We start from the raw sequence: 11,750 nt of genomic DNA, 5'->3' as shown, positions 1-11,750 counted from the left end.
ACACAAGAAGTCGGATCGCCGCGACGTCGACGTGATCTCCGCTATACTTGTCAGTAGTAGTTGCACATTCAGAGAGGACACACCTGTGGGAAGCATCACTGGCGCGATCGTCGCCCTCGTTGTCGGCATGGGCCTGGCGGGTGCCACCGCGTTCGGCGTCGTCCAGTCGCAGCAGAGCGCAGGCTCCAAGCCCGTGGACGTTTCGAGCGTGAGCTACGGCAACAACTGATCCCAGACTTGAGACTGAGGGGGCGCCGCGACGGCGCCCCCTCAGTCGTCTGTTGAGCCCTCGCCGACCTGGCGGGGGCTCAGTGGTGTGCGGCGCGAGGGACGATGAACCCGCTGACCTCGAGCAAGGTAGTGAAGTGCGCCGTCGCGTTCTCCCAGCTGAACTGGTGCGACATCGCCAGGGCCCCGTCGCCCATGCGCTTGCGCTCGGCGTCATCGTCGATGATCGCCCGCAGGGCGGCCGTGAACTCCGTGGGCGAGTCGACCAGAAGGCCCGACTCGCCATCATCGACGGACTCCTGCGGGCCGCCGGCCGATCGGTAGGCGACGGTGGGCGTCGAGTGGGTCCCCGCCTCACCGATCACGATGCCCCAGCCCTCCTTCAGGGAGGGCAGCGCCATGACCCAGGCCGCGGCCAACAACTCATGCTTGGCCTGTTCGTCGACGAAGCCGTGGAAGTGCACCCGTGTCGAGAGGCCTCGCGTGGCCGCGTACGAGACGAGGTCGTCGTGCCACCAGCCGTCGCCGACCACGTCGAGCTCGAGGTCGGGATGCTCGGGCAGCAGGGCCGCGAGCGCGTCAATCGCATGCTCGACACGCTTGTGAGGCACGAGCCGCCCCACCACGACGATGCGTGGCGTCCGCGAACGGCCGCCCTTGACCGGAGGCGCCGGATCGCTGCCGTTGTGCACGATCGCGATCCGCTCACGGGTCACGCCGAGGGCGACGAGCTCGTCGCGCGTCGACGACGAGACCGCGACGTACTGGCAGCGGCGGTAGAGCCTCGGCGAGACCCGGCTCTCGATCCACCAGCCGACCTTGCCGATCAGTCCGGGGTAGACGACGGGCCACTGCTCCCGGTGCACGTGATGCACCAGCAGGATGACTGGTTTGCGCGTCACGAGGCGGGTGAAGAAGGGCAGCCCGTTCTGGACGTCGACGACGAGGTCGACCTGGCCGTAGCGCCGGAACAGCAGACCCAGCAGGACCTGGAGGTAGACGCCGAGCTTCGAGCCGCGGCGGACGAACCGCACGCCGTCGACAACCTCGTCGCGAGGTGCCCGGTCGTGCTCGGCGCACGCGATCGTGACCTCGTGTCCGCGCTCGATGAGTCCACGTGCCATCGCCTCGACGTAGCGCTCGGAACCGCCGCCCTCGGGATTGCGGGTGTCGCGCCAGTTGCACATGAGTACGTGCACCGCCGATCCACCTCCTCGCTCCCGCGCCGACTCCAGCGCATCAGATCATTCTACCCGCGAGTCACAAGTGGTGTCGGGGATCGCAACCTGTCGCCCGATCCGAATCGCGCGTTGGGTATGTTCTGCTGGTGACCATCGACCCGAGCGCGCCCACATTGCGCCGCTCCTGGCGGCTTTTCCGGGCCTTTCGGGTCGAGCAGACCGATCCCGACCACTTCTACGGCACCCTGGCCGCCGACTCCGTCGCCCAGGTCGAGAAGTTTGCCGCGCTCGACGGCGCGTGGGCCCTGGACGTCGGCGGGGGACCGGGCTACTTCGCCACGGCGTTTCGCGACGCCGGAGCGCGCTACACCCCGCTGGACGCCGACCTCGGTGAGCTGTCGGGGCTCGGCGATCCCGAGCCCGGCACGGTGCTCGGCAGCGGGATGGCCCTGCCGTTCGCTGAAGGCAGTTTCGACGTCACCTACTCCTCGAACGTCCTTGAGCACGTCCCCGACCCTTGGCTGATGGCCGACGAGATGGTGCGCGTGACGAGGCCCGGTGGTCTGATCTTCCTCTCCTACACGCTGTGGTGGGGCCCGTGGGGCGGACACGAGACGGCGCCGTGGCACTTTCTCGGCGGCCATCGCGCGGCCCGGCGTTACGAGCGCAAGCACGGCCATCGCCCCAAGAACGTCTACGGTGAGTCGCTGTTCCCGGTCACCGCGGCCGCCGGGCTGGACTGGGCTCGGCGCCGTGAGGGTGTCGAGGTGCTGGCGCTCATGCCGCGCTACCTGCCGCGCTGGAGCTGGTGGATCCTGCGCGTGCCGGGCGTGAGGGAGGTGCTCACGTGGAACCTCGCGATCGTCCTGCGGAAACGGCACTAGCGACGTCGGGGGACCGGCGCTGGCGAGCACGCCGGTTGCTCATCAGCGTCGGTCTCGTGGTGCTCTGCCTGCTCCAGGAGCCGGGTCGCATCGCGTCCGACACCAAGGTCGATCTCCCGATCGATCCGTGGCGCCTCATGGAGCGGGCCGTTCAGCTCTGGGACTCACAAGGATTCGCCGGCCAGGTCCAGAACCAGGCCTACGGATACCTCTTTCCGATGGGCCCCTTCTTCGCAGGCTTCGAGGGCCTGGGACTCCCGCCGTGGATCGTCCAGCGGCTCTGGTGGGGACTGATCCTCGTCGTTGCCTTCCTCGGCGCGGAACGACTGATGCGCGAACTGCGGATCGGTTCACCGTTGGGGCAGCTGGTGGGCGCGCTCGCCTTCGCGTTGGCGCCACGCGTGCTCAGCGTCATGGGCACCACGTCGATCGAGGCGTACCCCGGTGCGCTGGCTCCGTGGATCCTGCTTCCCCTCGTGGCGTGCACGAAGACGGCGAGGATCGGGATCTGGCGCGCCGCATTGCTGTCGGCCGCGGCGATGGCGATGATGGGCGGCGTCAACGCGACGGTCAATCTCGCGGCGACTCTTCCGGCGGTGCTCTGGCTCGCGACACGCCGAGCCGGTTCGAGATCGTTCGCGCTCATCGGTGCCTGGGTGGCGTGCGCGGCCGCCGCCACGGCGTGGTGGGTGCTTCCCCTCTTTCAACTGTCGCGGTATGGGACGGAGTTCCTGTCCTACATCGAGAGTTCCACCGATACGACGCATGTGACGAACCTCGCCGAGGTGATCAGGGGGACATCCCACTGGGTGGGGTTCCTCGGTCAGGGCCTCGGGTCCATCTGGCAGATCGGCTCCGACCTGACGCTGTTGCGTCCGTACGTGATGATCACGCTCCTGGTGGCGCTCGCCGGACTCGTCGGCATCGCCTTCCATCGCGGCTCCGAGCGCCTGTGGCTCGTCTCGTGCCTCGTGGTGGGGGTCTTCCTGGTCACCCTCGGTCATGTGGAGGGCTCCGGCAACTGGTTCGCCGAGTCGCAGCGCACGGCTCTGGACGGCGTGCTGGCGCCGTTGCGCAACGTGCACAAGTTCGACGTGCTCATCCGGTTGGCCATCGCGATCGGCATCGCCTCCGTGTTCGAGATCCTGGCCACCCGGTCGGTGCGCGACCGGCTCGGCGTCAGCGCGCTCATGTGGCAGGCCATCATCGGGTCGGCGGTGGTGGCAGTGGCCGCTCCGATGCTGTTCGGGCGCGTGGCGCCGCTCGGCACATACATCGACGTCCCGGGATATTGGATCGACGCCAGCGCGTGGATCGACGACCATCCGCACGGGCGTACGCTCGTGGCGCCGGGAAGTCGATTCGGTCGCTATTACTGGGGAGTCACCGGCGATGACGTCTACCAAGCGTTGACGGACTCGCCCTGGGAAGTCCGCAACGCGGTCCCGTTGACCAACAGCGGGTTCATCCGCGCCCAGGACGCCGTCGAGCGACGTTTCCAGACGGGCCAGGCGTCGTCCGGCCTGGCAGACTTCGCCCGGAGCCAGGGCATCGGCTACGTCTTGGTGCGCAACGAGCTCGCCGGCGATGCCCCCCACGCGCGCGAAGGATTCGTCCGGTCCGTCCTGGTCGAGTCGGGCGGGTTCACCAAGGTCGCGTCGTTCGGACCGGAGGTGGGTCCCAGCAGCGTCTTCGGCGTCATTCGCGATGCGAACCTGATGCCCAGGACGACGGCCATCGAGGTCTGGCGAGTCGACGATCCCGCAGGGACGTCGGTGACACCCCTGTCGCAGGTCGCGACCGTGAGCGGGGATCCGCAGTCACTGCTGGACCTCGCCGATGCCGGTGCCCTCCCGCCCGCGTCGATCATGGCGGCCGAGGACGCTGAGCCACGGATCGCGGGTGCTGGTGAGGTGCTGACCGACAGCTTCCGCCGCCGCGAGGTCAACTTCGGGCGGATCGGCAACAACGAGTCGTCCACCCTGACTCCCGAGGATCCGCTCGCCTTCGTCCGAGCCAAGCACGACTACACCTCCTACGACCCGCTCGAGCACGGAACCACGGGCGCCTGGGTCGGCGTGGACGGCGTCGACGTCTCGTCCTCGTCGGCTGTGGCCGACGCGCCCGACATCGACCAGGGCAGGTCCGCACGGGCCATGTTCGACGGTGACCCGTCGACGTCGTGGTCTGCATCGACCGACTCCGCGGGACTCGGCCAGATCGTGCGAATTCGGCTGCAGTCGGAACGACGCTTGGGAGCCGTCTCGGTCGAGTTCCCGGATTCGTTGCGTGACCGCATCACGAATGTGTCGGCGACGACGGACGCACGCGATGAGCATGCCGGCGTCCGGCGATCCGACGGCGCGTGGGACATCCCGATCGACTCGGCCGTCTCCTCCGACATCGTCATCCACCTCGACCAGGCGGCGGACAGCGGACTTCCGATGCAGGTGTCGTCGCTCTCGGTCGATGGCCTGCCGATCGCCTATGAGCTCCGCATGGCCGATGATCTCGACGGCATCGCGACGACGATCCTCGGCACCAACACGGCGGGCCACAGCGACGGCTGCGTGAGCACGACCGTCGTGCCGTTCCGCTGCGCCGCGAACCTCGTGCACCAAGGGGAGGACGACTCCTTCAGCTCGCGGGTCTTTTCCTTGTCCTCGCGCCGCGAGTACGCGCTGACGGGCAGGTTCGCCGCCGTGCCCGGTGACTCCCTGGACGAGTGGTACGAGCGGCTGGTGGAGCCGGATACCGCGATCACCGCGTCGTCGTCCGCCGTCGAGTTGCCCGAGGCCTCGGGGGTGGCGGTGATGGACGGCAACATCGACTCCACGTGGACCGCTCGACCGGACGACCCGTCACCGAGCTTGTCGATCTCGTTCGACGAACCGGTCACGCTGGATGGGTTCACCTTGCAGTTCCAGGACGACATGCCGGCCACGCGCCCATCGGCCGTGACGGTGCGTGTCGGAAAGCGGGAGTACGACAGTGACGTCACCGATTCAGGCAAGGTGACCTTTCCCGAGCTGACAGCGAAACGGATTGAGGTCGAGTTCGCCACGATCGGGCTCACCCAGAACTTCGACCCCACGACCGGCCGGACCAGCTATTTGGGCGTCGGGGTGAGCGAGATCGAGATCCCCGGCGTTGAACCGGACCCCGTGCCCGACACCGAGAAGCTCTCGGTGCCGTGCTCCGCTGGCCCCATCGTCGACGTCGACGGCCGCGCGACCCGGCTGTCCCTGACCGCGACCGTCGGCGAACTGCTGACCGGTCGGTCGATGGAGGCGAAGGCGTGCGGCGGCCCCGTCGATCTGGACGGTGGGGAGCACCGGATCACGACCGTCCCGGACAGCCCGTGGCGGATGGTGCAGTGGCGGCTCCAGGCCGAGCCGGACGGCGATCGGGACGCGAGTCCCGTCTCCGTCGACGTCGAGCACTGGGGTGACGCCGACCGGAGCCTGGCAGTCGGCGCGCGCTCGGAGGATTCCCTCCTCGTCGTGGCGGAGAATGCGAACGTCGGCTGGCGGGCCAAGTTGGACGGCACCGTGCTGCGTTCGGTGACGGTCGACGGGTGGAAGCAGGGTTACGTCCTGCCCGCGGGAGCCGCCGGCACGGTGACGCTCGAGTTCCCCGCGGCCGAGCGGTTCGTATGGCTGCTGAGCGGCGGGCTGGCACTCGCTCTCGCCGTGCTGCTGGCTGCCCTGTTCTGGCGTCGGCGAGGGAAGGTCGCGCCCTGCCCGCCGTACCGGGGACGCGTCCCGCTCCTGCTGGTTACCGTGACGGGTTTGTCGCTCATCTCCGGGACGGTGGGACTCGTGGCGGCCCTCGTGGCCGTCGTGGCCGGGACGCGAGTCGATGCCGTGCCCATGCGGGCCGTGGGGGTCGCCGCCTTCGTGGTCGCAGGCGCGATGCTGGTCGTGCATCCAGCCGGGTCGGGTCAGTATGCGGGCAACGACCCGCTCGTCCAGACCCTCATGACGATCGCGCTCGCGTTCAGTGTGGTGCCGGTACGCCGGTCGCCGTCACCGTGACCCGGTCACACACCCACTTCAGACCCCAGGCCGCCGGAATGCTGAGGACGACGGTCAACGCGAACGTCAGCCAAAGGGACCCGGTGAACACCGGCTGGTCGAGCAGGTGCATGACGTACTCAAGGATTAGGATGTGCACGAGGAAGATCTCGTAGGAGATCTCCCCGAGCTTCTCCATCCGGGCCAGGGCCCGCTTCGCGGGATTGTCGACGTCGACCACCAGGACGCTGAGGATGAGGGCCGCGACGCTCGCGTAGACGAGGTTGCGGAACACGGCGGTGCCGGCGCTGTTCTGGTACATCGAAGGATCGCCCGCCAGCGGCGTGCAGGCGGCCAGGAACAGGATGAGCGCGAGCCCGAGCACGGTCAGGGGCGCCTCGCGCGGCCATGAGAGGCACGACTGCGCCCACGCCCGACCGTCGCGGGCCGCGCTGGCCAGGACGTAAAGCCCCATGCCCGCCACGAACCAGCTGAAGAAGGCCGGGAGCCACATCTGACTGCTCAGGGTCACGTCCCGGGTGTGGACGAACACGAGATAGCCGACATTGATCGCGACGAGGAGCCCGAATACCCCGAGGATGCGCCCGGGCAGCCAGCGGCGCCGGCACACGGGTCCGGTGATGAACCAGCCAAGGAAGGGCAGGAAGACGTAGAAGGCCACCTCGGTGGCCAGGCTCCAGGTCTGGGTGAGGCCCGAGCGCAGATGCCCGTCGCCGTAGATCTGGCCCAGGAACAGGTGCCGGATGAACTCGGCGACACCGTTCACCGCGGGCGCGTCGTACAGCGTGAATCCGACCAGCACGACGACCCAGTAGGCGGGAACGATTCGCCAGAACCGGCGGGACGCGTAGCGCCGCAACGAAGGGTCGGGCCGGTCCTTGCGCAGAGCGTCGATCCACGGGCGCACGAGCAGGAAGCCGGACAGGGCGAAGAAGAGGGCGACCCCGAAGTCCAGCCGGGTCCAGAACAACCCGATCGTGTCGGCCGAATAGCGGCCCGTCCAATAGGCCGCATGGGTCGCGACGACCAGCAGCGACGCGATGGCGCGCAGCCCGGTCAGTTCGGGCAGGCGTCGTGACTCACCATTCATTGGGCTGGGGGGCTCCGATCTTGAGGGTCTTCACACAGACGGTCGTATCCGGGGAGGACAGTGTCAACTCGTCGTACCCGCCACTGACGGGTGTGTAGATCGTGGGCAGGAACGTCGCGGCGCTCTGATTGGTGCTGTGCACCGCGACGGTGAGGTCGGTCTCGCCGGCCTTGATGCGCAGGTGACCGTCGGCAGGGGTCGTGTACTCCAACTGCAGGATCCACGGCCAGTCGAAGACTTCCGACTGCAGCGGGATCGTCTCGGGATCCTCGCCCACCCGCACGAGGCAGTCCGGCTCGTCGAAGCGTGAGGTCGTGACGCCGGAGACGTTCGAGGATTCGAGGCGACCATCGGCCGCGAAGTGCCACAGTTCGTCGCGGTACTCCCCGGGCTCGAGGGGCTGGGCCTGCAGGCCGAGGGGGCCGAGGATGTTCGACGGCAGGTTTGCCGGGCTGAGCAGCTGCCACACGACCGCGGTCGGGACGACTCCGTCGTAGTAGCGGTCCTCGGGCCCCAAGTCGGGGATGGAGGCAGAGGCGTTCTCGACCCACGTCCGGGCCGGGTTCTGTGTCCACCGCTCGGCGAACGTCGAGGTCGAGTAGGCGGAGCTCACCGTCAGGACGATCACGGCCGTGGTGGCCACGGCTGCCGTGGGCAGACCGCGAATCTCGCGAGGCAGCTCGAAGGTCTCGACGGGTCGGTCACTCCACCACGGGCCGAACCGGGCAGGAAGAAAGGCGAATGCGCCGCAGAGTGCGAGCACGAGGGCGAAGTCGCTGATGTAGCGGTACTCCGTGCCGATGACCTCGCTGCCGATGACTGCGCCACGGGTGACCGTCAGCACGCAGACCAGGGCCAGGAAGTAGCCGGCGGCGACGCTCCACGCCCGACCTGCATGGCGGTTGACCTTGAGCGAGGCCCAGACGACGAGACACACGACGGCCGCAGCGGCCGCCTGCATGTACACCGACGGGTCCGCGTTGCTGTCGACGACACCCGTGGGCGACCAGTGCCATGGGCCGCCGACGATCGCGGGGATCACTGACTTGCGGATCGAGAAGTCGAACAACTCCAGGAAGGCCGAGCTCTCGGGCCATCCGCGATCGTCCTGTCGGGCGTGCATCGCGTAGTAGGCGCTGTACGGGATCAACACCACGAGATAGCCCAGCCACGCAGCGCGATACCGGACGAGGGCGACCCGGAGGCTGGAGCGGATGGCGGTTCGCCGGGCACCATTGGTGACGGGGGAGTAGTAGGCCCACGTCAGAAGTCCGGCAAGCGGCACGGCCAAGGCACTCTTCTCGAAGAACGCCAGGCCGAGCCCCAGCGCGACGGCGGCCGCCACGACCCATCGGCGGTGACCGGTGCGCACGAACGCGAAGTGTGCCAGCAGGAAGAGTGCGGCGGAGAGCTGTTGCGGCTGCTGGTTGATCGCGGCAGCCCACCACCAGGAACTGGGCAGCGTGAACAGCGTCAGGCAGGCGACGGCGAAGGGGACGAGTATCGCCGGTCGGAGCCCGAACAGGTAAGCCAGCAACGCGAAGACCGCAATCCCGACGATCAGCTGGACAATCATCATGGTGGCGAAGGTCGCCGCGAAGTCCAGGGGTGCGAAGTGCGAGGAGATCCAGACCCACGCGAAGGCGCCCGGCATCAGATGCCCGTTGTACGCCTCCAACAGGAAGTCCGGGTCCAGCAGTCGGCTGTGCGTCGCGCGTGTGTAGAAGACGAAGTCGTCCAGGCTGAAGAACCCCTTTCGGCCCTGGACGGTGCGCACGATCGCCTGAGTCACGAGGATGAGTGCTGCGCCCACCAGGGTCGCCTGGCGGCGGTCAAGACGAAAAGGCACGGGCGATTCTCTCATGTCGGTCAGCGACACGTGGGCAGCCCGTGGAACTCGCGAGCTTGCGACCGCAAAAGCCTACTGGGTGGTAGCGTGTGCCCGATCACAAAGTGTGAACACTGTGAAACCTGTGAAGGGAGCCCTTGGTGGCCAAGAAGACCGGAATCGCCGTGGTGGGCCTGGGAGCGTTCCTCCTGGTACTCGGCCTGCTGTCGAAGTTCTACATGTACGACAAGCTCGCCGTCGTTCCGTTGAACCAGAACACGACGAGCATCTCCGAGACCGCCCCGGGTGCCGACGCCGAGTACCTCGACGTGGCGAACGGCGTGAAGGTCACGACCGGCCCGCTGCGCTCGGTCCGCATCACGACCGGTGACATCGACCTGTCGAAGGAGGCGTCGGACGAGCTGGACCAGGACGTCTCCGTCTGGAAGACCTACGTCTGCACCGACAACCCCGACTTCGACTGCGCCGGTGGCGAGACCCCGCTGTCGGCAGGCAACGACACGGTGGCGTTCGACCGCACCTCGGCCGAGACGGTCGACTGGAGCGGCGCCGTCAGCGAGGCCGACGGTGAGTCGACCGACGACCCGTTCGAGGGGCTCTACTTCAAGTTCCCGTTCGACACGCAGAAGAAGACCTACGACTTCTGGGACGGCGACCTCATGAAGGCCACGCCGGCCGAGTTCGAGGAGGAGACCGACATCGACGGTCTCAAGGTCTACAAGTTCGTGCAGACGATCGAGCCGACCAAGACCGGAACGATCGACGTCCCGGGCAACCTCGTCGACTCCGACGAGTCGACCGTGACGGCCGACCGGATCTACTCCAACGTCCGCACCCTGTACGTCGAGCCGGTGACCGGCGCGATCATCTCCGGTGGCGAGGCGCAGGACGCGTACCTCGAGCTGAACGGTGTCCGTGGCGCCACCACGACGAAGGCGACGCTGCAGTACACGGACGACTACGTCCAGGAGAACGTCGACGAGTACAAGAGCAAGGCCGCGCTGCTGTCCGCGGTCCAGAACACGATCCCGCTCGTGGGCTCGATCCTGGGCCTGCTGCTGATCCTCGGCGGGGCGATCCTCGCGAGCCGCGGCAAGCGCAAGGACGACACCAAGGAGCCGGAGACGGTGGGCACCAGGATCTCCAAGGACTGAACGCCCGTAAGTACACCGACGCCGCCCCTTCGGGGGCGGCGTTGGTCGTTACAGTGACGCCATGTCGCACTCTGCCGCCGACCTGTGCCGGTTCGTCGACGCGTCGCCGACGCCGTTCCATGTCGTCGAGACCGTCGTCGCCACGTTGACGGACCATGGCTTCGTCGAACTCGACGAGACCGCGCCCTGGCCGCGCGAATCCGGCAGCTTCGTCGTGCGGCGCGGCGGTTCGGTCGTCGCCTGGCGCACCGGCACGCGGTCGGATCCCGCTGCCGGATTCCGGGTCGTGGGCGGTCACACCGACAGCCCCAACCTGCGCGTCAAGCAGCACCACGACACCCGCCGGGCGGACGTGCCGGTCCTCGCGCTCGAGCCCTACGGTGGTCCGATCCTCGAGTCGTGGCTCGACCGCGACCTGATCGTCGCCGGCCGGCTCGTGACCCGCGCGGGCGTCGAGCACCTGGTCCGGACGGCCGAGCCCGTTGTCCGAGTGCCCCACCTCGCGATCCACCTCGACCGCGATCAGTCGGCGCCCGACCGTCAGCGCCATCTCGACGGGCTCTGGACCCTCGGGTCGGCCGAGTTCCTGCCGTGGCTCGCCGGCACCGCCGGCCTCGATCCGAGCGATCTGGTCGGGTTCGACCTGATGACCGCCGACGTCACGCCGTCGGCGCTCGTCGGGGCGGACGCCGAGTTCGTCGCCGCGCCGCGTCTGGACAACCAGGTGACCTGCTTCGCCGGACTGCAGGCGCTGCTCGTCGCCGAGCCCGGCCCCTCGGGGCAGCTGCTGGCCCTCTTCGACCACGAGGAGGTCGGCAGCACGTCCGAGCGAGGCGCCCAGTCCGACCTGCTCGCGACCGTGCTGGAGCGGATCGTGCTGGCGGCCGGCGGCGGCCGTGAGGAGTACCACCGGATGATCGCCGCGTCCGTGTGCGCCTCGGGCGACATGGCGCACGCGACCCACCCGAACCACGTCGACCGGCACGAGCCCCTGCACCGGATCGCCCTGGGCGGCGGGCCCGTGCTTAAGGTGAACCAGAACCTGCGCTACGCGACCGACGGGCGCGGGGCCGCGGTGTTCGCGCGGGCCTGCGAGCAGGCGGGAGTGCCGTTGCAGCGGTACGTGCACCGTGCGGACCTGCCGTGCGGCTCGACGATCGGACCGCTCAGCGCCGCCCGCACCGGCATGCTGACCGTCGACGTGGGGGCGCCGCAGTTGGCGATGCACTCGGCGCGAGAGACGATGGCCGCCGCCGACGTGGACCTCTACGTGCGAGCGCTGGGGGCGTTCCTGGCGGGGTCGTCCTGACCGGTTTTACGGGAGCGG

The 11,750-nt window shown here is 68.4% G+C and carries 8 protein-coding genes; 5 read left to right on the top strand and 3 right to left on the bottom strand.

Going from position 1 to position 11,750, the window contains the following annotated elements; genetic code table 11:
* Positions 1-85 precede the first annotated feature (85 nt).
* Positions 86-229 carry a hypothetical protein gene (locus ACT26F_RS06775; RefSeq protein WP_471669745.1) on the top strand — a complete coding sequence of 48 codons (144 nt, stop codon included), beginning with the start codon at positions 86-88 and terminating at the stop codon, positions 227-229.
* A 79-nt stretch (positions 230-308) separates the two neighbouring features.
* Here the strand turns inward: ACT26F_RS06775 and ACT26F_RS06770 are convergent, their stop codons facing one another.
* A complete protein-coding gene (locus ACT26F_RS06770; protein ID WP_471669744.1) occupies positions 309-1,427 on the bottom strand; it encodes a glycosyltransferase family 4 protein in 1,119 nt (372 codons plus the stop codon).
* Between the two features lie 128 nt (positions 1,428-1,555).
* Between ACT26F_RS06770 and ACT26F_RS06765 the strand changes: the two genes are divergently transcribed.
* Positions 1,556-2,293, top strand: coding sequence for a class I SAM-dependent methyltransferase (locus tag ACT26F_RS06765; protein WP_471669743.1), 738 nt, complete (start codon positions 1,556-1,558; stop codon positions 2,291-2,293).
* Between the two features lie 35 nt (positions 2,294-2,328).
* On the top strand, positions 2,329-6,330 hold the full coding sequence (locus tag ACT26F_RS06760; protein ID WP_471669742.1) for an alpha-(1->3)-arabinofuranosyltransferase domain-containing protein: 4,002 nt from the start codon (positions 2,329-2,331) through the stop codon (positions 6,328-6,330).
* On the opposite strand, the gene ACT26F_RS06755 is transcribed toward ACT26F_RS06760, so the two are convergent.
* Positions 6,293-7,420: an acyltransferase family protein gene (locus ACT26F_RS06755; protein WP_471669741.1), complete on the bottom strand. Its 1,128-nt coding sequence runs from the start codon at positions 7,418-7,420 to the stop codon at positions 6,293-6,295. The genes ACT26F_RS06760 and ACT26F_RS06755 overlap by 38 nt on opposite strands.
* On the bottom strand, positions 7,410-9,233 hold the full coding sequence (locus ACT26F_RS06750) for a hypothetical protein (protein ID WP_471669740.1): 1,824 nt from the start codon (positions 9,231-9,233) through the stop codon (positions 7,410-7,412). The genes ACT26F_RS06755 and ACT26F_RS06750 overlap by 11 nt, the downstream gene beginning before the upstream one ends.
* A 176-nt stretch (positions 9,234-9,409) precedes the next feature.
* On the opposite strand from ACT26F_RS06750, the gene pgfA reads away from it, so the two are divergent.
* Both pgfA and ACT26F_RS06740 read left to right on the top strand, forming a co-directional pair.
* Complete coding sequence (gene pgfA, locus ACT26F_RS06745) at positions 9,410-10,423, top strand: cell envelope lipid trafficking protein PgfA (RefSeq protein WP_471669739.1); 1,014 nt, start codon at positions 9,410-9,412, stop codon at positions 10,421-10,423.
* Between the two features lie 61 nt (positions 10,424-10,484).
* Complete coding sequence (locus tag ACT26F_RS06740) at positions 10,485-11,732, top strand: M18 family aminopeptidase (RefSeq protein ID WP_471669738.1); 1,248 nt, start codon at positions 10,485-10,487, stop codon at positions 11,730-11,732.
* Positions 11,733-11,750: the final 18 nt, after the last annotated feature.

The organism is Aeromicrobium sp. SP1 (assembly GCF_055663785.1).
The sequence above is the reverse complement of the archived record's forward strand: the minus strand, read 5'-3'. Positions and strand labels throughout refer to the sequence as shown.